The 22,978-nt window shown below is 50.2% G+C and carries 20 protein-coding genes and 2 pseudogenes; 10 read left to right on the forward strand and 12 right to left on the reverse strand.

Translation table 11 applies throughout. From position 1 onward, the window contains the following. The coding region (locus ACKTSG_RS10340; protein ID WP_407891817.1) for a transposase at positions 1 to 253 on the forward strand (253 nt) is incomplete at its 5' end. Between the two features lie 165 nt (positions 254 to 418). Here the strand turns inward: ACKTSG_RS10340 and abc-f are convergent. The 4 genes and pseudogenes from abc-f to ACKTSG_RS10360 all read right to left on the reverse strand — a co-directional run. Continuing rightward, a pseudogene (gene abc-f, locus ACKTSG_RS10345) lies at positions 419 to 1,753 on the reverse strand (ribosomal protection-like ABC-F family protein); the annotation flags it as partial. Between the two features lie 221 nt (positions 1,754 to 1,974). Continuing rightward, a complete protein-coding gene (locus ACKTSG_RS10350; RefSeq protein WP_407894499.1) occupies positions 1,975 to 2,592 on the reverse strand; it encodes an SDR family oxidoreductase in 618 nt (205 codons plus the stop codon). Between the two features lie 13 nt (positions 2,593 to 2,605). Next, complete coding sequence (locus ACKTSG_RS10355; protein ID WP_407894501.1) at positions 2,606 to 3,454, reverse strand: aldo/keto reductase; 849 nt, start codon at positions 3,452 to 3,454, stop codon at positions 2,606 to 2,608. 70 nt (positions 3,455 to 3,524) lie between these two features. Beyond that, the gene (locus ACKTSG_RS10360; RefSeq protein WP_407894503.1) at positions 3,525 to 4,700 is read right to left on the reverse strand and encodes an acetate/propionate family kinase; all 1,176 of its coding nucleotides are present in this window, start codon (positions 4,698 to 4,700) and stop codon (positions 3,525 to 3,527) included. A gap of 133 nt (positions 4,701 to 4,833) precedes the next feature. Between ACKTSG_RS10360 and ACKTSG_RS10365 the strand changes: the two genes are divergently transcribed. From ACKTSG_RS10365 to phnW, 8 genes and pseudogenes are all read left to right on the forward strand, one after another. After that, positions 4,834 to 5,781, forward strand: coding sequence for an NAD(P)-dependent oxidoreductase (locus ACKTSG_RS10365; RefSeq protein WP_407894505.1), 948 nt, complete (start codon positions 4,834 to 4,836; stop codon positions 5,779 to 5,781). A gap of 186 nt (positions 5,782 to 5,967) precedes the next feature. Then, entirely contained in the window at positions 5,968 to 6,987 is a 1,020-nt protein-coding gene (locus tag ACKTSG_RS10370; RefSeq protein ID WP_407894507.1) for a phosphate/phosphite/phosphonate ABC transporter substrate-binding protein, read from the forward strand. A 310-nt stretch (positions 6,988 to 7,297) separates the two neighbouring features. After that, the gene (locus tag ACKTSG_RS10375) at positions 7,298 to 8,482 is read left to right on the forward strand and encodes an RNA-guided endonuclease InsQ/TnpB family protein (RefSeq protein WP_407894509.1); all 1,185 of its coding nucleotides are present in this window, start codon (positions 7,298 to 7,300) and stop codon (positions 8,480 to 8,482) included. A gap of 161 nt (positions 8,483 to 8,643) precedes the next feature. Next, positions 8,644 to 9,375, forward strand: a complete 732-nt coding sequence (gene phnC, locus ACKTSG_RS10380; protein WP_407894512.1) for a phosphonate ABC transporter ATP-binding protein — start codon at positions 8,644 to 8,646, stop codon at positions 9,373 to 9,375. Between the two features lie 9 nt (positions 9,376 to 9,384). Next, the gene (locus ACKTSG_RS10385; protein ID WP_407894514.1) at positions 9,385 to 10,173 is read left to right on the forward strand and encodes an ABC transporter permease subunit; all 789 of its coding nucleotides are present in this window, start codon (positions 9,385 to 9,387) and stop codon (positions 10,171 to 10,173) included. Beyond that, positions 10,170 to 11,000, forward strand: coding sequence for a PhnE/PtxC family ABC transporter permease (locus ACKTSG_RS10390; protein WP_407894516.1), 831 nt, complete (start codon positions 10,170 to 10,172; stop codon positions 10,998 to 11,000). The genes ACKTSG_RS10385 and ACKTSG_RS10390 overlap by 4 nt, the downstream gene beginning before the upstream one ends. Before the next feature lie 16 nt (positions 11,001 to 11,016). Then, positions 11,017 to 11,766, forward strand: a pseudogene (gene phnX / locus ACKTSG_RS10395) (phosphonoacetaldehyde hydrolase); the annotation flags it as partial. Then, positions 11,767 to 12,909 (forward strand): 2-aminoethylphosphonate--pyruvate transaminase, encoded by a 1,143-nt coding sequence (gene phnW / locus ACKTSG_RS10400; RefSeq protein WP_407894534.1) that lies wholly within the window; start codon positions 11,767 to 11,769, stop codon positions 12,907 to 12,909. 72 nt (positions 12,910 to 12,981) lie between these two features. On the opposite strand, the gene ACKTSG_RS10405 is transcribed toward phnW, so the two are convergent. Beyond that, complete coding sequence (locus tag ACKTSG_RS10405) at positions 12,982 to 13,641, reverse strand: TerC family protein (RefSeq protein ID WP_407894518.1); 660 nt, start codon at positions 13,639 to 13,641, stop codon at positions 12,982 to 12,984. 180 nt (positions 13,642 to 13,821) lie between these two features. Between ACKTSG_RS10405 and ACKTSG_RS10410 the strand changes: the two genes are divergently transcribed. Next, positions 13,822 to 14,718, forward strand: a complete 897-nt coding sequence (locus ACKTSG_RS10410) for a DMT family transporter (RefSeq protein WP_407894520.1) — start codon at positions 13,822 to 13,824, stop codon at positions 14,716 to 14,718. On the opposite strand, the gene ACKTSG_RS10415 is transcribed toward ACKTSG_RS10410, so the two are convergent. From ACKTSG_RS10415 to ACKTSG_RS10445, 7 genes are all read right to left on the reverse strand, one after another. Then, positions 14,719 to 15,270, reverse strand: coding sequence for a TetR/AcrR family transcriptional regulator (locus ACKTSG_RS10415; RefSeq protein ID WP_407894522.1), 552 nt, complete (start codon positions 15,268 to 15,270; stop codon positions 14,719 to 14,721). Between the two features lie 165 nt (positions 15,271 to 15,435). Continuing rightward, on the reverse strand, positions 15,436 to 16,575 hold the full coding sequence (locus ACKTSG_RS10420; RefSeq protein ID WP_407894524.1) for a GGDEF domain-containing protein: 1,140 nt from the start codon (positions 16,573 to 16,575) through the stop codon (positions 15,436 to 15,438). A gap of 67 nt (positions 16,576 to 16,642) precedes the next feature. Further along, positions 16,643 to 18,358: a bifunctional diguanylate cyclase/phosphodiesterase gene (locus ACKTSG_RS10425; protein WP_407894526.1), complete on the reverse strand. Its 1,716-nt coding sequence runs from the start codon at positions 18,356 to 18,358 to the stop codon at positions 16,643 to 16,645. 222 nt (positions 18,359 to 18,580) lie between these two features. Then, positions 18,581 to 19,450, reverse strand: a complete 870-nt coding sequence (locus tag ACKTSG_RS10430; RefSeq protein WP_407894536.1) for a DegV family protein — start codon at positions 19,448 to 19,450, stop codon at positions 18,581 to 18,583. A gap of 247 nt (positions 19,451 to 19,697) precedes the next feature. Next, complete coding sequence (locus ACKTSG_RS10435; protein WP_407894528.1) at positions 19,698 to 20,654, reverse strand: aliphatic sulfonate ABC transporter substrate-binding protein; 957 nt, start codon at positions 20,652 to 20,654, stop codon at positions 19,698 to 19,700. Next, positions 20,654 to 22,186, reverse strand: coding sequence for an AMP-binding protein (locus ACKTSG_RS10440; RefSeq protein WP_407894530.1), 1,533 nt, complete (start codon positions 22,184 to 22,186; stop codon positions 20,654 to 20,656). Before ACKTSG_RS10440 ends, ACKTSG_RS10435 begins: the two co-directional genes overlap by 1 nt. Then, a complete protein-coding gene (locus tag ACKTSG_RS10445) occupies positions 22,143 to 22,634 on the reverse strand; it encodes an acyltransferase (RefSeq protein ID WP_407894532.1) in 492 nt (163 codons plus the stop codon). The genes ACKTSG_RS10440 and ACKTSG_RS10445 overlap by 44 nt, the downstream gene beginning before the upstream one ends. Between the last annotated feature and the right edge of the window lie 344 nt (positions 22,635 to 22,978).

A 22,978-nucleotide genomic window follows, 5' to 3' on the forward strand; every position in this document is an offset into this window, starting at 1 on the left:
CTCAACTTTTGCACGGAACACTGCACGAGCCTTGATCACCGGTATTGCCTATAACCTGGTTCAGCTCTTTAAACAGCTCTTTGTCTCGGAAGACCGTCGTTCAACCATCTCCTCGCTACGGTTCAGTCTCTTTCACATCGCCGGTAGGATTACTTGGCACGCCCGTCGTGTGGTGATTCATCTTGCTTCTAACTATGTTTACAAGAACTGGTTTAGTCGGCTCATGGACGAAGTCCATCAGTTGGCGACCTGAACTGAATAACTGAATAGGTCGTGCGTCGAGCCGAAAACTGGGTCGGTCTGTTCGTGGTGCATCGATCACCAACTTCTCCGCTCAGTCAGTATTCGCAACGCTCCAAACGTTGCTTTCAGACCGGCCAGATGCGATTTCATGTCCCAAATACCGAGGTGAATAATCCAGGTATAAGTTTGCCGGCGTCACCAACGAGGCGGCTAAGGCGACTTTTTTTTGCTGCCCCATCGACAGCGATTCGATCGGCGTGATGAAGCTGCTGCGTTCAAGGCCTAACTTCTTTAAGTTGTTCAACAAGGCTTGGTAATCCAGGTGCTGCTGTTGGGCAAAAGCTTTCAACGTACCGGTAGCACGATTTTGCTGGCGCACCCAGCTCAAGCTCAAGTCTGGATGGGTGAGCGTCCCAGATACCGTGCCAGGGAATTGGTCGACTAACGCGTCAAGCAATGAGGATTTGCCAATGCCGTTAGGGCCCACCAAAGCGACACGTTCGCCTGGCAACACATCAAAGCTGATTGGCGCAAACAGCGGCTGGCCGTCAAAGCCGACGCTGACGTGATCAGCATGGACAAATACTGGATGGTGGTCAGGCACCACTTGAATGGTCAATGGGGCGATGGTTTCAATATTTTTGAGTAAGCCTGATTTGGCTTGGATCTCTTTGTTCATACGCTGTTCGAGATTCTTGCGCTTTTGCATCATCCGAGCCGACCTGGCGCCGATGAAGCCGCGATCTTCAACGACTGCTGAGTTTTTGATATGGCGATCGCCGAATTTGGTTTTTTCGCGGGCGTTGGACCAGTCGGCTTTTTCTTGGGCGGTTTTGTTCAAGCGGGTGATCTCTTGGCGCAGCTTTTGGTCTTCATGTAATTCTTGCTGGTCTTGATTGGCTTTGGCCGTGGCGTAAGTGGTGTAGTTGCCTTGAAACAGCTGGATCTGTTGGCGATCGATGGCTAAGACATGATCGCATATGGCATCTAGAAATTGGCGGTCATGCGACACCACGATAAAACCGGATTTGCGTTGCAGATAATGTGCCACCAACTTGCGGCTTTGAACGTCTAAGTGATTGGTCGGCTCGTCGATCAAGGCAAACGCCTGTTGATCCACAAACAACAACGCCAAGCGGACTTTGGTTTGCTCACCGCCAGACAAAGCTTGATAAGGCCGCCATAGCAGCTCTGGGTCCATTCCCAGCAAGTTCATTTCGCGTTCAAGTTGCCATTGCTCAAAATCACTGCCTGCTTGTAAGGCGTACAAAGTCAGTTGAGTCGGATCGGCAACTGGTTGGGGAAAATACGTCAGCGGCGCTTTGGTCGCAATGGTGCCAGTATGGGGCAATTGGCCAAGTAACAACTTTAACAACGTGGTTTTGCCGCGTCCGTTGCGGCCGACCAAGCCTAAATGCCACCCAGTGTCGAGGTTAAAGCTAGTGTGGTCAAACAAAGGTGCTTGCCCAGCATAAGCGAAGTTCAATTGATCGATCGTAATTGTAGACATATGTTAAGTCCTCCCAATTCACGATCTGCACACAAAAAGGCCTAGCATCAGCTAGACCTCAGATGAGTCCATCCGAGGAAGTCAGCATTGTTGAAAATGTCTAGACTCCGCCTGTTTGCGGCAGATCAGATACATTTCAGCAATGGCTTACTTCAACGGCTTCACTCTTTTCGTTATTTGATATGATAAAAGTTATCATCCCAAGTCGTGCTTGTCAAGGCTCACAGCGCTTGGGCGATCGGTAAATTCCCGTTGGCGATTTGAATGGTGGTGCGATGTTGATCCGATTCGATGGCTTCAACTAGCACAGTGGCCACATCTTGGCGGGTGATCTGATCTTGCCAAGTGGGCTCAAATTTGATCTTGCCAGTGGGCGCGTCGTTATTCAACGTGGTCGGTTGGACGATCACATAATCCAACGTGGTATGATGCATCAACCATTCATCCGCATAATATTTGGCGATGTAGTAGTCATTTAAGCTGTCTGGCCACAGATCGCGATGGCCGGCGTTAAGTGTTGACAGTTGGATGAAGCGGGAGATCCCAACGCTTTGAGCGGCTTCCATGGCTTTAACCGCACCATCTAGATCCACTGCTAACAAGGCTTTGCCGCGTGAGCCGGCGGCAAAAATCACCGCGTCACAGCCGCGCATGGCGGCAGCCAAGTCACTAATGCGCCCCGTGAGGTCACATTTAACCGCTTGCATTTCACTTGTGGCAGCTGGCGCTTGAGTTTTAGGATCGCGGTAGCCAGCGACCACTTGGTAATCATTCTCCAATAAGGTGTCGACCACATGTTGGCCAACTTGGCCATGGGCGCCAATCACAAAAATTTTCATAGTAACTCTCCTTTTAAATCATGGCTAAAGGGACATGATGCGTCGGTTTGGCAAAAACGGTATCGATCAACGCCCGCTCATCTGGGCTAAACGTCACTTGCATGGCGTCAATGTTGCGTTGCATATGTTCGCAGCTAGAGGCTTTGGGGATCGGCAACACATCTTGATGCCGAAACGTCCATGCCAGCATCAATTGATGGGCGGTGATGTGTTTGGCTTTCGCTAAGTCGTGCAATGTTTTCGGTAAAATGATCGTGTTGCCACTGCCGGAATTAAACGGTGAGTAGCCGATCAGACTTTGGCCATGCTGTTTTTGATAGGCGCGCAAGTCATAATCGATGCCGCGGGCTTTGAGGTTATATAACACTTCATTAGCCGCGATCGCGTCGCCGCCTGGCAAAGTGGCGGCTTCTTTGAGATCTGCGACATCAAAGTTAGACACGCCATAAGCTTTGATCAAGCCGGCTTTTTGAAGTGCCGCCATGCCGGCTAAGGTGTCTGCCAGTGGGGTATTGCCGCGCCAATGGTACAGATACAAGTCCAAATAATCTGTCCCCAGCCGCGTCAACGTTGCCTCTAAGGCACGCCGCATTTGATTTGGTGTGGCATGCCAAGGGTAAAACTTTGAGATCAAGAACAACTGGTGGCGATCATATGGGGCGATGGCTTGTCCCACTAAGGTTTCAGCAGCACCTTCGCCATACATTTCCGCCGTGTCGATCACGGTGATGCCATGGTCTAAGCCATAGCGCAAAGCCGCCAGTTCAGCTTGACTGCGGGTGGCATTGCCTTCACCTAAATACCAAGTCCCCATGCCTAATGGTGGCACTAGGGTATGGGCCAATTCAAATGTCGCAAACATTGTTCATCTGCTTTCTAAGCGTGTGTGTTACCTTCAGTATACCGTAACCGCTTCCTGGTGTTAAATGGCCTTATGGCAGTTGGGCTTGGACATCTTTAACGATCATCAATTCTTCATTGGTGGGGATCACCCAAGTGGCGATTTTGGCGTCGGCAGTTGAAAGCTCAAGCTCTTGGCTACGCTGAGTGTTTTTCACCGGATCGATTTTGGCGCCTAAAAAGCCTAAATACGCGATGATCTGCTGGCGCATGTCGGTTCCGTTTTCCCCGACACCGCCAGTAAATACCAACGCATCAACGCCATTCATCGTCGCGGCTAAGCTACCGACATATTTGGCAACGCGATTGGCGTAGATCGATAAGGCGAGTTTAGCTTGCGGGTTTTGCCCAGCTGCGGCTTCTAAGTCGCGTTGATCGGCGGATAATTGCGACAGACCTAACAAGCCGGACTTTTCATTCAGGATCGCGATCAATTCATGGATATCTTGGAGTTTGAGTTGATCCATTAAATATGCCAACAAGCTCGGGTCAATGTCACCGCTGCGCGTGCCCATGGTGACCCCAGCCAGCGGGGTGAAGCCCATGGAAGTATCGACGACTTGGCCGTTTGCCACAGCGGTGACGCTAGAGCCTGAGCCTAAATGCATCACGATCAGCTTGTTAAAATCAAACAGTTGTTGCGCCCGGTAAGTGACATAGCGAACCGACGTGCCATGCGCCCCATATTTGCGGGCACCAAAGCGCTGATAATAGTCGTAGGGGATACTATATAAGAAATTTTCTGGCGGCATGCTTTGATGAAACGCCGTGTCAAAAACTGCCACTTGCACCGCCCAAGGCATCAAGCGGCCAAAAATGGCGGCATACTGGGCTTGCACCGGATTATGTAGCGGGGCAAAATGGCCCAAGGCGGTGATGTCAGCCAGCACTTTTGGCGTGATGCGCACACTTTTGGTGTAGTGCTCGCCACCAGCGACGATGCGGTGGCCGACGCCGGTGATCTCATGTAAATGCGCCACTAACTGCAAGTCTTTAAGGCGCTGCATCACGTCGACGACGGCTTCATGAAAGTCGTGGATCGGCGTGTCAAAGCGCCGGGTTTGATCGGCGAATTTGATTTTCACAGTTGAATTGGCTTGGCCTAAGCGGTCGATCAATCCGCTGGCTAATACGCGTTCTTCAGGCAAGTCAAACAGTTTCCATTTTAAGGTGGAACTGCCGGCGTTGATCGCGAGGATTTTTGGCATTAGCGCGCACTTCCTTTTCCATTAGTTAAGGCCATTATCACTAATTTAGAAAGCGCTGTCAATTTTGGCGTCAGGCGAAAAAATTGTCGCCGGTAAGTTCTGGCCGTATACTGAATTTATCGGAGGTGCGAACATGACAAAAATCGTGGTACTCAACGGCGATGTGGTCAATTACGATCACACCATGGATTGGCAACAACTCGGCGAATCGGTGCAAGTTTATCCCAGTTCTGCCACGGATCAGATCCTAGATCGGGTGCAAGAGGCGACAGTGGTGGTGACCAAAGAAATGCCTTTGCCCAAAGCAATCGTGGCGCAATTGCCAGATTCTTTGAAACTGGTGGTCGAAGCAGGCACTGGGTATAACAATCATGACTTAGAGGCCTTAAAAGCCAAACACATTGCGTTGGCCAATGTGCCGGCATATTCGACTCAGCGCGTGGCAGACACGGCGTTGATGTTGATGTTGAATCTCGCTAGCAGTATGCAACAGCAACTGACGATGTTGGCGCATGGCGATCACCGCAACTTCTCCCAACATTTAATGGTGCCACATGTGGAGCTTAACGGCAAAACCCTTGGTGTGATCGGCTTTGGCCATATCGGGCAGGCTTTGATCAAAATCGCTCAAGCCATGGATATGCAGATCTTAGTGGCCACGCGCACCAAACGCGATGATCGCGATGGCATCCACTTTACCAGCCAAGCGGATCTGTTGGTGCACAGTGATTTTGTGTCGTTGAATTTACCTTTGACGCCAGATACTGCCAACTTGATCGATGCGTCGGCTTTGCAACTGATGAAGCCAAGCGCCTTTTTGATCAATACCGCTCGTGGTGGGTTGGTCGATGAACCGGCTTTGATCCAGGCACTGAAACATCATGAGATCGCCGGCGCCGGATTGGATGTGCAAGCCAGCGAACCGCTTGCTGATGACAGCCCATTGTTTGCTTTAGACAATGTGATCGTGACGCCACATATCGGGTGGCGCGGGCTAGAAACGCGGCAACGCTTGGTAAAGATCGTCGCTGATGATATTCAGGCCTTTTTGCAAGGGGAAGCATTGAATCGCATCATTTAACCGCAGTCATCATCACAACACGTCGTCTCACTTGAGATGGCGTGTTTTTGTATCGGGTACATACTTGCTTTTTACAAAATACCGCGAAGTTTTTCGTAACCAAAACATAGAATAGGGTGAATCTTTACATGGTGTCGATACACTGAATCAGTATCATATGACAGCAACTTTATGGAGGAATCTATTTTGACGATCAAACATATTCTGGCTGCAACTGCGGCCTTAAGCTTGGTAGCCGTTGCCGCTGGTTGTTCCGGCAAAACCGCCCATGCCGACAAAACCAGCAGCAAAACCTTGACAGTGGTGTTTTTGCCTTCCGAATCCAGCAAAGAAATGACCCCAGTGCGCACCGCGTTGTCTGACGTGTTGCACAAAGCCACTGGCAAAAAGATCAACGTGCAAACCACCACGGATTATAACGTGGCCATCCAAGCATTGGCTTCTGGCAAGGCGCAACTCGGGTTATTAGGCCCAGATTCTTACATTGAAGCGCGCAAGCAAAACCATGCCGTCAACCCGTTAGTGACGTATTCTGGTGAATCTGGCACCTTAAAAGACGCCCATTACAACTCGTATGTGATGGTGCCAAAAGCCAAAGCCAACAGCTACAAGCTTGGCGGTAGCTACTCGTTGAAAGCCGTTAAAGGCAAGAAGATCTCCTTTGTTTCTGCGACGTCAACGTCTGGTTTTGCTGTTCCTGCTGGGGCAATCGCCGCAGCCAATGGCGTGAAGAAAACCGACTTGCAACAAGGCGGCGGGTTCTTTGACAAAGTGCTTTACGGCCAATCTCATCCCGGCTCTGCGGTGAACTTGTTCAATGGCGATGTGGATGTGGCAGCATTTGATGACATTGATTTGGTCAACTATGGGAAATTCACCAACGATGCCACCAAAGCTGGGGCGATTTTTAAGATCAATGATGATGCCCCAGCGCCATTAGACAAAGCCCAAGGCAAAGAATCTGTGGCGATCTCAGTTGCCCAAGTACAAAACGAACCTTTTGCCATCAACGACAAAACCGTTTCCAAAGCCGATCGCGCTAAGATCGTTAAAGCCCTGACGGCGAAGTCCACCACCAACAACCCGATTTTCTTCTCGAAGCCAGATGCTAAAAAGCCAGGCTTGTTCACCCAAACTGGCAAGGTGCACTTCATGGCCATCAGCGACAAATGGTACCAACCCACTCATAAAGTATTAGGCAAGTAAGTCAATGGCGGCGTCTTTGACGCTGCTTTTGCCGATCAAGCAAGGCGCTTGGTTGATCGGCAAAGGCAAAACGCCTAACAAGGAGGCGGTTAACAGTAATTGAAAATGTGGCACAATGTGTTAATTTGTGGCAATTAGTTGTTCCGCAGTAATCAAGTGGAAGGCGGAATGATCAATGCTACGAAATGATAAACTCGTGAAAAATTTCTGACTGATGCATGGAACTCAGGTGGCGATTTTTATCTTGTCTTGACAATATAATTTCATCTTCATTTGCTATGCTGTTTATAAGCGAAATGGAGGTGAAAACATGTTGAGAACTCACAAGATTCGCTGCTACCCAAACGCGACGATGCGCCGAGCATTAGTCCAAGCCTGCGATTACCGACGCTATTGTTACAACCAAGCGCTTGCTACTTGGAACGAGATGTATGATGCCTCAGTGGTGTTGTCTGATAAGACGGCACGGCCTAACGAACGCAAAGTACGAGATGAACTGGTCGCCAACAAAGCTGATTGGCAATATGGTTGTTCGGCGCGGATCTTGCAATTGGCGGTACATGATTTAGCCCAAGCCTGGGCAAATTTCTTTAACCCGGAAATGCCAGACCATGATAAGCCTTGCTTCAAGTCGAAAAAGCGTAGTCGCAAAGCCTTTAAAACAGACAGAGCCACCATCGTGAATGGCAAATTGCGGCTGGATAAGCCGCATGGCTATCGTGATCGATGGTATGACATTCGGTTGGCTGAAGCATCGCGGTGGTCAGGCCCCGTTAAGTTGGCTTCGATTGTCAAAGAAGCAGATGGCTACTACGCCTGTCTAAGTATCGATGTTGCAGAGTCTGACCCATTGCCTGAAAGCCAGCGGGTTTGTGGCGTCGATGCCAATATCGGCAAATTCGTCTATAACGAAGGCGTTACAATGTCGGCTGTTCGTGTATTGACTGAACAACTGGTCAGTTTGTATCACCGAGTGTCCTTGTACCAGCGGCGACTTGCCCGCAAGCGTCACGCTAATCCAAATCACTATCGCTCAAATAATTACCGCGTAACGAGAGCCAAGTTACAGCGGACCTACCAGAAAGTGACTCGGATTCAAAATGACCTTTTGCAAAAGTTTACGACGCTGTTGGTGAAAACTAACGGTACAATCGCGATTGAAGACTTGGACGTCAAGCATATGAAGATGGACAAGCGACTAGCGAAGAAGTTACATCGCTCGTTGTTTGGACGCTTCAAGGTGCTGATAAAAGACAAGTCACAATGGTACGGGCGTAAGTTAGTGATAGTCGATCGTTTCTATCCAAGCACACAGCGGTGTAGTCGCTGCGCCTTGGTGAAAACAGGCGATGAAAAACTGACGCTGGCTGGTAATGTTCTTCACGGGACGAAACATCACGAGTTTCATTGTTACGGTTGCGGCGTTCAACTTGAACGCGACGAAAACGCCGTACAAAACTTGATTCAATTCGCTCAGGGGCAGGCTATGTCCTAAGGGTTCAAGAGCCAGTCAATGTTGCTAGGTGTATACCGATGTAAGAATACTGGTGTTAACGGAACCAAATGAAATTACGAATGTACAACTAAGAAAGGAAATATATAATCCTTTACTAGTGTCATTAGACATTCTTCCACATTTTATATAGCAGGCCAAAGATGTTAACTGTTTCCGCCTTATCCAAACGCTACACCCCAGACAAGCCGTCACTACAAGACGTGGACTTGGTGGCTGAGCCTGGCACGATCACTGCAGTCATCGGCCCATCTGGTGCAGGTAAAACCACTTTGTTGCGCAGTTTGAATCAATTGCTACAAGATGACGCCGGTCAAGTTTGTTTAGACGATGTGGATCTGCGCCAATTGTCCAAACGTGACTTACAAAAAGCCCGGCGCAATATCGGGATGATCTTTCAAAACTATAATTTGATCGATGCGCTGACCGTGTTGGAAAATGTGCTGCATGGCTGCTTAGGCGCCAAGTCGACGCTGGCAGGGATGTTGGCGCATTACACTGCTGAAGAAAAGCAAGCAGCCGAAGCGTTGATCGCTGAAATGGGGTTAAGTGACTTCACTTATACCGCTTGCAAGCATTTATCTGGTGGGCAAAAACAGCGCGTCGGCATTGCGCGCGCCTTGATGCAACATCCTAAAATGCTGTTATGTGATGAACCGATTGCCAGCTTGGACCCGAAATCGGCCCACATGGTAATGGCGATCTTGCGGCAATTAGCTGATGACAAAGGTTTGATCGTGGTGGTGAATCTGCATCAAGTGGACATCGCCAAACAATTTGCCGATCATATCGTGGCGTTGAACCATGGACGAAAAGTTTTTGATGGCACGCCTGACGCCTTGTCGACAGACCAGATCCAAGCGATCTATGCATAGGAGGACATGATGACGCCTGTGACTTTTTTTCGCCGCAAACAGCGGCTGATGTTGCTGACGCTACTGGGTTTGCTAGGCAGTTATGCGATCGCCAGCGTCGCGTTGGGCTTTCAACAAGGTGCGCTATTGCAAGTGCAAACTGGGTTTGTGTGGATGGCGCATAATTTCTTGCCGACCACCACGTCATTATCGCTATTGCCAGCGATCTTGTTTCAGTTATGGCGGACATTTGTTGTCGCTGCCGCCGCAGCTGGTGTGGCTGGGGTGATCAGCTTGTTGTTGGCCGTAGTCGCGGCTGGCAATATCGGCCAACGCCATGTGGGGGTGAGCTTTTTGATCCGCGGCATGGCGTCGATCTTGCGCAATATCCCGATCATTGCTTGGGCGTTGATCTTGTTATTTTCCTTTAAGCAAAATGAGCTCACTGGTTTTTTGGCACTGTGGGTGATGAACCTTGGCTTTTTGACGCGGGCTTTTTTGGAAACGATCGAAGACTTTGACGCCGGAAAATTAGAAGCGCTAGTGGCCACTGGCACCGCGTATCCGGTGGCGATCATGCAAGGCTTGTTGCCAGAAATCGCCACGCCTGTGGTGGAATGGCTGTTATATATGATCGAAAACAACGTCCGCGATGCGACGCTAGTGGGGTTGTTGACTGGTACTGGGATCGGCTTTTCGTTTGATCTGTACTTTAAATCCATCAATTATCCTGCCGCTGGCTTGGTGGTGGTGGTATTGATCGTATTGGTGATCAGCTTAGAACTGTTGTCCACGCATATTCAAAGGAGTTTACGATGATCGATAGTGTGTCGATGACCCAAGACCCGACCCAACCCGCACCGCGTCCCACCTCACGCCGCAGTCAAACCTTGCGTGCGTTTGTCGCTGGTTTGACGGTGATCTCGCTTTACGGGGTGATTTCAGTGATCCCGAAACATTTTGATCTATGGGCAGCCACTAAGGTCTTTGGGGCCAATTTACAGCTGATGTTTTTGAGTCCCAATGTTGGCAATGACTCGCATTGGTTGTTACTGCAAGCCTTGCTGGCCAGCATCGAGTTAGCGTTTGTCACCACGGTGCTTGGCGCCGGGTTGGGGCTGATATGCGGGTTGGCGGCTGCGCAAAATATTGCCCCACGCGCGTTGAGTACCGCGACTAAAAGTGTCATGGCCTTTGTGCGGGCGATCCCCACGATCTTATGGGTGTTGATCTATTCTGTGGCGCTAGGCTTAGGCCCAAACGCCGCAGTGGTGGGGTTGACTTTCCACAGTGTGGCATATTTGGCCAAAGTGTTTGCCAATACCATTGAAGAGATCCCAGCGCAAACCATTGAAGCGTTGCGCGCCGGTGGGTGCGGCTTGTTGCCAGTGTTATGCCAAGCAGTATTGCCGTCGCTCGCATCGCGCTTATTGAGTTGGACGTTTATTCGCTTTGAGATCAACTTCGCCAATGCTGTGGTAGTTGGTGCAGCCGCTGGCGCTGGCGGCATTGGCTATCAGTTGTTCGTCGCCAGCAACTTTTATTTTAATTTTCATGAAGTCGGGATGATTGTGTACTACATTCTAGCGTTTGTCTTTGTGTTGGAAGTGATCTCGACGAAATTACGTCATAAATTTATCGATTGATCCTGAGGAGGACCCCATGGCAATTCAAGCAGTGATTTTTGATTGGGCAGGCACCACGGTGGATTACGGCAGTCGCGCGCCGATCATTGCGTTTCAACGCGCGTTTGCCCATTTTGGCATCGAGGTGCCAGAAGCGGTGATCCGCGCCGATGTTGGGTTGGATAAAGCGACACATATCGCCAAATTATTTGCCCAACCGCAAACTTGGGCAGCGTGGCTGGATTCTGGACATGACGCCCAGCGCGATGTCGCCATTCAAGAAGTGTATCAACAATTTCAAACTGAGATCAAAGCCGTGTTAACGGAAACTGGGCAACTAAAGCCTGGTATGCAAGCGTTATGTGCGTATTTGAATTTAAAACATATCGCCATGGCGTCGACTTCTGGCTACACTGCTGACATGATCGCACAACTGCTACCAGTGGCCGCAGCGCAAGGTTATCAGCCTCAAGTCAATGTCACGTCAGAACAAACTGATGGCGTCGGCAGGCCAGCGGCGGATATGCTGAATTCAGCCATGCGGCAATTGCAGATCAGCGATCCGCAAACGGTGATCAAAGTTGGCGATACCGTCAATGATATCCTTGAAGGCCATCACGCACACACCATCAGCGTCGGCGTCATTGTCGGCAGCAACTTGATCGGAATGTCTGAAGCTGAATTTGCCGCCTTGCCAATCAGCGAGCAGACCCGCTTGATCACCGCGGCGCGCGACACCTTCATTAAAGCCGGGGCCGATTATACCATCGATTCCATGGCCGATCTGATGCCGCTGATCGAAGCGCTCGATCAACAAGCCGCTAAGGTGCCACTGTTGTTGACGCCAGGGCCGCTAACCACTAGCGCCACGGTGAAAGCGACCATGTTAGTGGATCACGGCACTTGGGATGATGACTACAAAGTGTTGACCCAATCGATCCGCCATGCCTTGTTGGCAGTCGGGCATGCAGATCCGGAATTGTATACTAGTGTGTTGATGCAAGGTTCTGGCAGCTTTGGCGTGGAAGCCACGCTACAAACGGCAGTACCTAAAACGGGCACTTTGTTGATCGCCATGAACGGCGCATATGGGCAACGCATGGCGACAATGGCCACGCGCCTTGGGATCAAGCATTTGGATCTGGATTTTGGCGAAACGCAAATCGTTTCCGCAGAAAAAGTGTTGAATGTGTTGCATCAACATCCAGAAGTCACGCATTTTGCCATGGTGCATTCTGAAACCACCACTGGGATCTTGAATCCGTTGACGCCGTTGATCCCTAAGCTGGCAGACTTGGGGATCGTGACGATCGTTGATGCGATGTCCAGCTTTGGTGGGGTGCCGATCGATGTCACCCAACTCGGCGTGGATTACGTGATCTCTAGTGCCAACAAATGCATTCAAGGGGTGCCTGGGTTTGCTTTTGTGTTAGCCAAGCAAGCAACGTTAGCCCAAACCAAAGGCAATGCGCGCAGTTTGTCGCTAGATCTGTATGATCAGTGGCGCTGTTTTGAAGCAGAAGCCGGCAAGTGGCGCTTCACTAGCCCGACGCACACGGTTTATGCCTTCCGCCAAGCCTTGAACGAATTGATCGAAGAAGGTGGCGTGGCGGCGCGTCATGCGCGCTATGCGGCAAACGAAAAGCAGTTGCGCGCTGGCATGTTGGCATTAGGCTTTGAGCCGCTGTTACCGACTGCGATCCAATCGCCGATCATTACCAGCTTTAAATACCCTAGTGAGCGTTTTGACTTCAGACAGTTTTATGAAGCATTGAAACAAGCTGGCTTCATCATTTATCCGGGCAAAGTGTCCAAAGCCAAAACCTTCCGCATCGGCAACATTGGTGAAGTGTATTCAGAAGATATTCGCCACTTACTGCATGTGATCGCCAAGACCTCAGTGGCCAAGGCACTCGTTGCCACCCAGTAACCATCTAAAAAGCGGCCTTGGCCGAGTCGATCCTGAAAACAGGACGGGCTCGCGTCAAGGCCGCTTTTGGCGTTACGCTTTTCGCTTGCGCCACCAATGGATCACCAAGGTGGCGACAAACGCCAACAAGACGAAAATCGAAAAGAAAGTGTTGGATACTTCAATGCCGATCGCTGGTAGCGACAAGCCGAGTTTAATGGCGATAAAGCCGATCAGCACATACGCCATGTACAAGAGTTCTGGTACTTTGGCTAATAAGACGATCATCCCGGAAGCGACGAAACGCATGGCCAAGATCCCGATCATCCCGCCGATCAACACGATCACTGGGTTATTATCAATGGCTAAGGCCGTCAAGATCGAATCAATCGAAAACACGAAATCTAAAAATACGATCGCTGCCACAGTGCCCCAAAAGCTGCGCGGCTTGGCGGCAGTGACGGTTTCATCTTTAGGGTTGTGTTGTTCCCAGAAAAAATGCAGCGACATCCACAACAAGTAGCCGGCCCCTAAGGCTTTGATCGCCCAGAACTTGATCAAATAAGCGCCTAAGCCAATGGCGATGAAGCGCAAAATATAAGAGCCCCACAGCCCCCACATCAAGGCGGCGTGTTCTTTTTTCGGTTCTTTTAAACTGGCAGTTTGTGCCGCTAACACCACGGCGTTGTCGACAGACAATAAACATTCCATCACGGCCAATGTGGCGATCGTCGCCAGCCCAGCCCCAGTCATAATGGCACTGTGCCAATCGCTGGCTTCAAAAAACGGCGCGTAAAGTTTTATAAGTGTGCTGATAAGGGCGTTCCTCCTCAAGGGTTTCTTACATTATACAAAAAATTTGATTAAAAACACCAAATGATTCGAGAACTTGCCACGATATGATAAAGTAAAAGCAGATTAGGGGGAGATCTGGTGAAAGTCACAAAAGCAAAAGCCAACGCGATGTTGTTGCTGGCGGCGATCATTTGGGGTGCTGGGTATATTTTTAGCAAGCAAGCGACTAATGCGGGGATGCATGCCGGGTTGATCAATGCCATCCGCGGCTTTATTTATGCTGGGTTGGCTTATGCATTTTTCCATCGCACCATTGATCACATGAGCAAACAAGACCTAAAAATCGGCTTGATCGCTGGTGGTATCAACTTTTTAGGCTATCAGCTACAAACGATTGGCTTGACGGATACCACCCCAGCCAATAACGCCTTTCTCACGGCGATCTATGTGGTGATCACACCGTTTATCATGTGGTTGTTTTTCCGCGAGAAACCGCAGCGCAAAGCTTATGTCGCCATTATCATTTGCGTGTTGGGGATGGCAGTGCTCACTGGGGTATTTACCCATGGGCTGAGCTTACATTTTGGGGACTTGTTGACGATCGCTTCAGCTGGGTTTTACGCGTTGCAGATCGTGTATTTTAGCGGGTCTGCCACTGCTGTCAGCCCTTGGATCATCGCGTTTATGTTAGGGATCACGCAAGGCGGCTTGGGGTTGTTATCGAGTTTGGCGTTTGAAACGCAAACTTATGCTAGCGTGCATTGGGTCCAAGGATTGGTGCCAGTGATCATTTTAGGGATCGTGTCTAGTTTTGGCGCACAAACCTTGCAGCTGGTGGGGCAGCGCTACACCGATCCGACGCCAGCGGGATTGTTGCTGATGACTGAGTCGATGTTTGGTAGCATTTTTTCTGTGGCGTTAGGCTTTGAGCCGCTGACTTGGAATTTGGTGATCGGCGGAGGCTTGATCGTCGTTGCCTTGGTGGTGATGCAAGTGGGCTTTCGGCGCTTGTGGTTATTTAAGCGCCGCGCGTGATCACCCCTTGGCAAAAAGCACCGTGCCGGCTTGTTGCAAGGCCGCCATCGCCACGATCGGCGGATGCTTTGGGTCGTTTAACAAATTCACCATCAAGATATGTTCATATAACGTTGCCAGCTCTAACGCCACGCCTGACGCTTGCCAACAAGTTGGGTCATGGGCGTCTAAAGCTTGTTGAAACAAAGCTGCCAGCTGCTCGATCAGCGCCGTTTGCCCGTTGAATTCTGGCGTGCGGATGGCCGTGGCCAGCCGCAAGTGCGTGGCATTTTGTAAGACGGTTCTGGGTAAAGGTGCCCACAGCGCTTTGCGTTGCTGGCTGGCAATGCGGGCGGCACATTCTTGGAGCAGTGGGGCTTCACAAGCTTGGCAAAGTTGGCGCGCCAAGTCGAATTTATCCACGTAATGATGATAAAAGGTGGCTTTGCCAACCCCAGCTTCGGCGATCAGATCAGATATGGTGATCTTGGTTAAAGGGCGCGTCGCTAATAATGCCCAAAAGGCGTGACGGATGGCGGCTTGCGTTTTTTGGACGCGTAAGTCTTGAGTCATAAGATCCTCCGGCAACAGTTGAATTTTGCCGTCATTATAGCGCGCCAACATAGCGATTCCATGAGAAAACGATTGTTAATCACATTGCAAATATCGCGATAACTAAAGATATTGCCGATAAATAATAAAACGCACGCATCCGAGTCTGGGATGCGTGCGTTTTGACTAGGAAACCAGCTCTTGGACAATGGTGCGGCCTTCAATGGTGATACAGTCGCGCCCAGCGTGCTTGGATCGATACAAATAGTGGTCAGCGCGCTTGAACACAGCAGTGGCGTTGCCATCATTTGATGTCGCCATCGCTAAGCCAAATGATGCGGATAAGTTGAATTCCCCGAAGCTGCCATGGACTTTAGCGAAGCGAATGCGCTGTTGGCAAGCTTTGACGATCGCTGTGGCAGTTTGCAAATCGGCACCAGGTAAAATGATCGCAAATTCTTCGCCACCAGTGCGGTACAATTGATAGCCATCATTTTCGGCGTGGAGGTAAGTTTGAATGGTTTGCGAAACGGTCATCAACGCTTGGTTGCCGACCAAATGCCCATAGTGGTCGTTGATGTGTTTGAAATGATCCAGATCAAAGGTGATCAAGGCCAGCGACTGGTCTTGGATCTGCAAGTAAGCATCATTGAAGTCGCGTTGAAACATGCTCCAATTGCGTGCCCGCGTCAAGCCGTCATATTGCACTTCGCGAGTGAGCTTGGCGATCACTTGTTGATCGCGGCGTTGGTAATGGTCAAAATCCCATAGCGCAAAGTTGGCCCAAACGGCGCCTAAGAAATTCACGATCGCTAAACTTGACGTCAATGTCGGTGAAGTGAACCACACCACCCACCAAAACATGCCACAAACCACAATTGGCGGTAGCTGATATAAAAACGCATGGGCTTTGAGCTTTTTGCCGTACCAACGCTCGCCATAAACCGCCAAACACCCGATCAAATATGCGATCCCAGTCAGCAAATGCAACCCACCGGCAGACGCAAACATCACCACGCCAACCACTTGGATCACCACGAAATCTAACCAATTAGTGGCGACTAAATTGCTGTACATCATGATGATCAGCTGCAAATTCAGCATCACCCAAAATAACCAGCCGTCAGCCGCCGAATTCATCACCCGCAATAAGACTAACAAGGCGCAAATATAGATCACTTGCGGCAAGCGCTGGTCAAGTGCCGACAAACTGTGATTTTTCGCCAAGCGCGCTTTGGTGCCGGCTTCGATTTGTGTATAAACACTGGCAAAGCCAAGTGTTGCGATCACGACTAAAAACAGATCAGTCATCCAGATGCGAAGCATTGACTCGCCTTCCTTTCTTAATGCGAATGTTTAAGCATGAACGTCTTTGACCCAATAGTCAATGATTTTAGACGATCCGTGGCAAAATCGGTTTGTTCAAATAATCCCCTTCGCCAAAATCGACGCCTAACGATTCGGCCAAATGCAGATCGGCGATACTGTGAATATGATCCAGCCCAAAGCGGCAGTGGTGTTTAGCAGCTAATGTTTGCCAGCGGCGCAACGTGGTGATCAACGCCGCGTCGTCAAAAGTCCCGCGCAAACTGGGCAAAGGGGCTTTGACCAAGGTAAATGCTGAAAGTTCGGGAATAAAGGCGTCGCTGTGAGGCAACCCGGCGACATCCATGGCAAAAGCGATATGGGCTTGGCGATATTGCGGCAAGACCTGTTTAAACGCCGCCACATCATCCAAGCGGTCCAATTCGATCACCATGTCCGCGATCGCCGTCAGCTGCGTGAACCACTGACATAATTGCGCGGCTTTTTTTGGGGTGCAGACTTCATCAAAGTCCAAATTCACCAACAATCGGCTGATCGGCAACAATTGCGATAATGAATCATTCTCACATAACGTCGCGATGGTCATTGTTGGCGCCGCTTGCCACTGATTGTCGCGATACACTTGGCGCATCAATTCGCCTTGCCAAAGGGTTTTTGTGGCCAAATCAAGGATGGGTTGGGTGAAGTAAGTGTAACTGGCCAAATGGGTACGGGTCTTGCCGTTATCTAGCGTTTTGCCATCAACGGTGATGCAATCGCGTCCGCGCTGTTTGGATAAGTATAAGCTGGCATCCGCGCGTCTTGATAAGTCATCTAAGCTGGTGTCGCTGGCTTTTTTGGTGGTCACGCCTGCAGACAAACTCACCGCCAAGTCGTATTGGGCGTAAGCGACAGTCATTTGGCGGATCGCTTGCCATAACTTGGTAGTCAACGCCAACGCTTGGGATTGGTCGAAATTTGGCATCAACACCGTCAGCTCTTCGCCGCCGGTACGATACAAACTCGCGCTTGGTGGCAGGTTTTGGTAGATCTTGTTGGTAATGGCGATCAGCACTTGATCGCCTGCCGCATGGCCATAAGTGTCGTTATAATTTTTGAAGTGGTCGATATCCATTGCGGCCACTGCCAATGAAGTGTGGGTCACTTGGGCTCGGTCAAATGCCTGAGTCCCAAGGTTGCGCAAGCGATTCAAGTTGCCAGCATGCGTCAAGGTGTCATGATCCAAGCGCTCTAACAACTCGGCGCGTTCTTGCGCAGCTAAGCGCGCACGCTGGGTGTAAACCGCACTGGCGCTCATCGTCGCCAAATACAACGTAAAATAACCCAGCCGCCGCGGATCAGTTAAATGCGGCAACGACGCCCAATATAAACTGCCGATCACCGCGGCAAATGCCAGCACCGGCCACCATTGGGTATCAAAATAACGACGCAGGCAAAACGCGCCAAAGCCAATGGCAATCAATACCAGCAAGCTCAACCAGTCATGTGGGCGCGCCGTGATCCAAAAGCCAACGATGATCAACCAGCGCAAGCCATGTTCCCAAGGTTGTAAGTGGACGTTCAATACGAATTGGGTCAACACAAACAACTGTAACACCAAAAAAATTTCCCGACTGGTGCCAACACCTTGCACAAAAGCTTGCAACAATAAGGCCGTCAGTAGCGAGATCCCAGCTAAAAACCACGGGCGAACATGGGCCACCAAGGGTGGTTTTGCGGCAGTTGCCACTCGCCAATGCCGCGGGTGACGGCGGTGTAGCCGATCACTGCCAGTAGCATGCAAACTAAGTCACCCAACCAAACCACGGCCACACCCCCAATGCGCGCTGGATCAACAGATTTTATCTATATTTTGATACTTTTCTTTGAGTTTAGCAAACAGAATTATAATGTCAATGTTAAATCGATCCTGCCAGTAACGCAAAGATTCCTCTTACCGCATTGTGGGTAAAAGGGATCACACAAATCGCATAATTTCAAAATTACGAGGATAAATTTTGATGGACTAGTGGCGCGGTTGTTCACCGAGAGAAAAGACGGCGACACACCCTAAACCAGTGTGGCTGGCAATCGCGGCGCCGATATTGCCGATGGTGATCGGCGTGTCAGGGGACTTAGCCAAGATCCGCGCTTTGACGGTTTCAGCCGCTTGTGGCGCATCTGCCGTGGCGATCAAGACGCGATGCGTGGGGTCATGGGCAATGGCGGATAACGTTTCATCAGCTAAAGCTTGCAGTGAGCGTTGCCGTGAGCGGGCTTTTTTGACCACGCGCAAGTGCCCGACGGTATCCACATCCATCACTGGTTTGATATTGAGCAAAGTCCCAAGCGTGGCAGAAGTTTTGGACACGCGGCCGCCGTGATACAAATAATTCAAGTCGTCGACGGTGAACCATTGCCGATAGCGCAAGCGGTTGGCTTCGATCCAAGTGGCTAAGTCTTCTAACGCCATGCCAGCTTTTTTCATGTCGATGGCATCAAGCACCATCAAGCCCTCGCCCCAAGCGGCGGCTAAAGTGTCCACTAAGCGGATCTGGGCGTTGGGGTGATCTTCTAAGATCATTTGTTTGGCTTGCTGTGCAGAATTGAAGGTGCCGCTTAACCCGCTGGAAAAACCCAGATATAAGATCGGCGTGTTCGCTTCGACAAATGGCGTGAAAAAGTCGACGAATTGGCCGACATTGACTTGTGCGGTGGTAGGCATCATCCCTTGGCCGATCTGCGCGTACAAACGCGCCAGATCAAAAGTCTCCCCAAGATCATCCACGTGATCGACACCATCAACGTCAACGTGCATGGACACAAATTGCACCCCAGCGTCTTGAAGCGTTTGATAAGGTAGATCACAAGCGGAATCTGTCAATAGTTGATACATCATGTGCGTCTCCTTAAGATTAATAGACATATATGGTCATGATACGCCAATCAATGAAAAAGGCAATGAAAACGCACGAGATTCGCAACTGCAAATATTGACACCAGGCGACGATGGCCTGCAGTATCAAGCACGGGCGTACCTTGGCGTAGCGGCTGTCAAACGCCTTTGCGCCTGAGGCTTCGCCGGCATGAAAAAACAGGCTACTCCTTGACGGTTGATCAAGGAATAGCCTGTCGCGGAAGGCTTATTTCACCACGGCATCAGTGACGTCAACTTTTTTGGTGACCACGCCTTGTTGGTAAAACACATCAGCGATAGATTGTTGTTCTGCCAAAATGCTGTCAGAAAATTTGCCGAAGCTGTAAGTGCGGCGATCGACCATTTTTTGGACGATCGACTTTTTCAGTTTCAACATTTTCATCATCATGGTGGTCAATTGGGCTTTGTGGGTGTTGGCCCAAGTCATGTCGTCGCTTAAATATTGCGTCAGGAGTTTCGAGACGGTTTTGTTTTTGGTGGCATAAGTCTGCGTTGAGATCAAAAAGTCGCGGTTTTTGGCTAAGCCGGCATCATCCACTAACAAGGTCGCATCATTGTTGACCTCAGCAGTGGCGGTATAAGGATCCCAGCTGGCCCAAGCGTCGATGGTGCCTTTGGCAAAAGCGACCGCGGCAGTGGCTTGATCCATTGAGACCATTTTCACGTCAGATTCCGTCAGGCCGGCTTTTTTCAAAGCTTGGATCAACATGTACTGACTTGAGGTGCCTTTGGTGTAGGCGATGGTTTTGCCTTTTAAGTCCGCCAAGCTTTCAATACCAGCGTTCTTTTTGACTTCGATACCAGAGCCTTGTACTTTGTCAGAGCCCGCGGCGATATAAACGAAATCCAACCCGTTAGCTTGCGCCGTGACTGGTGGCACATCCCCGACGCGGGCATAATCGATGTCGCCAGACTTCAACGCAGTCGTTAGCGCCGTGCCGTCTTGGAATTCTTTAAAGACCACTTTGTAGCCTTTGGCCTGCATTTTCTTGGACAATTGGCCGCGAGCGCGGGCAATATCGACAGGGTCGGCTTTTTGATAGCCGATGGTGACAGTGGTGAGTTTGGTGCCGGCAGTGTCATGGGTGGCAGACCAGTCAAACCAAGCGATCGCCGCCACGATCACTACTAATAAAATGGTTAGTAAGGATTTTTTCTTCATTAGTTGTGTACTCCTTGGGTGAGTAATTGTTCGCGCAATTGCGGCCGTAAGATCTTGCCAGTGGTGTTGCGCGGGAATTCGCGCACGAATTCAACCCGCGTCGGTGCTTCAAACTTCGCCAAATGACTGCGCCCGTAAGCTAAGACTTCAGCGCGCTGGTCGGCTTCATGTAAGCCTGGTGTGGTGGTGACCAAGACTGCCGTGACTTCTTCGCCGTATAGATCATCAGGCATGCCGATGACCGCCAGTTGTTCGATGAATGGCAATTCTGCCAACACTGATTCGACATGGGCTGGGGCCACTTTTTCGCCACCGCGAGAAATGATCTCTTTTTTGCGGCCTTTGACAAACAAGTAGCCATCTTCATCAAAGTAGCCTAAGTCGCCAGTTAAGAACCAACCGTCTTGAAACGATTCTGGTTTTTCGTCGTCTAAGTAATGGGTGATGACATGATCGCCTTTGATCGCGATCTCGCCTAAAGCGCCAGGCGCATCGGTGAAGTGCTCACCGACCAAGATCTTGACATCAGTGCCAAAAGGCAACCCAGCGGAGCCGATTTTTGGCGCATCATGCGGATTGGTGGTACATTGACTTGACGCTTCAGTCATCCCGTAACCTTCAATGATCAAGGTGTGGAAGCGATCTTGAAACGCTCGCAAACGTTCTTCTGGTAGTGCAAAAGAACTCGAGCGCACAAAGCGCAAGGGGATCTGACTTTGCAAACGGCCATAAGCGGCGTTGGCTTTTTCATTCAACAATAAGAAGCTGACGATCGTTGGCACGACTGATACCCAAGTCACATGGTTATCAGCGACTTGTTGCCAAAAGCGCGACGCCGAGAACTTCGGGGTGACCAAAATGCGGGCATTGGCCACGCGCGAAGATAAGGTAGACATCACTTGGGCATTGATATGAAACATTGGCATCATGATCATGGCTGTATCGGCTTCAGTCATGTGGTTGGATTCAGCGTCATGCGTCGCTGCATTGAGCAAAATGCGATGCGATAAGCCGACACGTTTGGGTTTGCCGGTGGTGCCTGAGGTGTTTAAGATCAAGCCGAGGTCTTCATCTTGCACTTGTGAATGGTCAACATGCTCGCGATGTTCCAACTGGTCGGTGTCGGCGATCACTTGCATCACAGCGGTGTTCAAGTGTAATTCGGATTTGGCAAAGCGCTTGGTGGTCCAAGCCTTGGCTAACGCTTGTGTGGTCAACACCAAGGGATACTTGAATTGATTCCAGTCGGCTTGGATACCGGCGATCGGGGTGGTAGGGGAGATCGGATGAACGATGATGCCTAAATTCCAAGCCGCTTGGTTGATCACGGGAAACACTGCCGAGTTCTCCAAGCAGACCAAGATCACATCGCCGCGGCCAAGATTCATGGCCGCAAACAAGTTTTGTAAGGCATCAACGTCTGCTTGTAAGTCAGCGCCGGTGAACCAGCGATCCATGGCGGCGTCTTTAATGAGGTCGCGAGTTTGATTATTCTTTAGTTGATTGGACAGTAGCGTGGTTAATTTGGTCATGCGCAGTGTCTCCTTTCTTAGCAAACAAATGAATTTGAGGCCGCCCGATCAAAATGCCAAACGGGGCGACTTTGTAGCAAAACCACGCGATGCCAAAGCTGATTCCTAATACCAGCACATACCCCACTGGGATCAACACCAGATAAGCCCAGTCGGCAAAGTGGGTGAATTTCAATAAGTAACTGAGGATCGCTAAGCCGATCGTTTGGTCCAAATAGATCCCAAACGACACTTTGGCCCCATTTTTCACGAAGCGGTCAAACAAGGAGCCGACGTGACGTTTGCGCCAGCGGTCGTAGATCTTGCCAACGCCAAAGACGAAAATGATCATCATGGTGTCATACAACAACATGTAAGGTTGATGCGGCGATACCGCACTGGCATGACTGAGACCTAAGTGGTCTCGGTTCCAAAAATAATACGCGACGGTGCCTAACCCTAATGCCAAAGTGACGGTGCCGATGGCTTTGGCGTGTTTTTTGATCCTGGATTATTCATAGAATTTCAAAAAAGCAGCGCAATCCCATGATTCACACGGGACTGCGCTGCTTTGGTGTTTCACCCATTGGGTGCGCCTATATGCTAAGGTTGAGTCAACGAAAACCATCACGAAAGCGAGGCTTCACACCATCTCAACTTTAACCAGCTTATCCCTGCAATGCAATACCAATGTGACTGTGACCGCCGACGGCGGTCAACTTTCAAATGACGCCGGGCTCGTTTTGTTCCAAGAGTTTCTTCATCGTATCAACTTTAGGCAACTTGCCAATCAGTGCCTCAAGTTACCAGACC

This window comes from Lacticaseibacillus salsurae, from assembly GCF_045862175.1.
In the GTDB taxonomy this organism is placed as follows: Bacteria; Bacillota; Bacilli; order Lactobacillales; family Lactobacillaceae; genus Lacticaseibacillus; species Lacticaseibacillus salsurae.

Bases quoted from the DNA above. Each gene is read 5' to 3' on its own strand.
- ACKTSG_RS10350 (WP_407894499.1), bottom strand. From the start codon at position 2,592: ATGAAAATTTTTGTGATTGGCGCCCATGGCCAAGTTGGCCAACATGTG.
- ACKTSG_RS10355 (WP_407894501.1), bottom strand. From the start codon at position 3,454: ATGTTTGCGACATTTGAATTGGCCCATACCCTAGTGCCACCATTAGGC.
- ACKTSG_RS10360 (WP_407894503.1), bottom strand. From the start codon at position 4,700: ATGCCAAAAATCCTCGCGATCAACGCCGGCAGTTCCACCTTAAAATGG.
- ACKTSG_RS10365 (WP_407894505.1), top strand. From the start codon at position 4,834: ATGACAAAAATCGTGGTACTCAACGGCGATGTGGTCAATTACGATCAC.
- ACKTSG_RS10375 (WP_407894509.1), top strand. From the start codon at position 7,298: ATGTTGAGAACTCACAAGATTCGCTGCTACCCAAACGCGACGATGCGC.
- phnC (WP_407894512.1), top strand. From the start codon at position 8,644: ATGTTAACTGTTTCCGCCTTATCCAAACGCTACACCCCAGACAAGCCG.
- ACKTSG_RS10385 (WP_407894514.1), top strand. From the start codon at position 9,385: ATGACGCCTGTGACTTTTTTTCGCCGCAAACAGCGGCTGATGTTGCTG.
- ACKTSG_RS10390 (WP_407894516.1), top strand. From the start codon at position 10,170: ATGATCGATAGTGTGTCGATGACCCAAGACCCGACCCAACCCGCACCG.
- phnW (WP_407894534.1), top strand. From the start codon at position 11,767: ATGCCGCTGATCGAAGCGCTCGATCAACAAGCCGCTAAGGTGCCACTG.
- ACKTSG_RS10405 (WP_407894518.1), bottom strand. From the start codon at position 13,641: ATGACTGGGGCTGGGCTGGCGACGATCGCCACATTGGCCGTGATGGAA.
- ACKTSG_RS10415 (WP_407894522.1), bottom strand. From the start codon at position 15,270: ATGACTCAAGACTTACGCGTCCAAAAAACGCAAGCCGCCATCCGTCAC.
- ACKTSG_RS10420 (WP_407894524.1), bottom strand. From the start codon at position 16,575: ATGCTTCGCATCTGGATGACTGATCTGTTTTTAGTCGTGATCGCAACA.
- ACKTSG_RS10430 (WP_407894536.1), bottom strand. From the start codon at position 19,450: ATGTATCAACTATTGACAGATTCCGCTTGTGATCTACCTTATCAAACG.
- ACKTSG_RS10435 (WP_407894528.1), bottom strand. From the start codon at position 20,654: ATGAAGAAAAAATCCTTACTAACCATTTTATTAGTAGTGATCGTGGCG.
- ACKTSG_RS10440 (WP_407894530.1), bottom strand. From the start codon at position 22,186: ATGACCAAATTAACCACGCTACTGTCCAATCAACTAAAGAATAATCAA.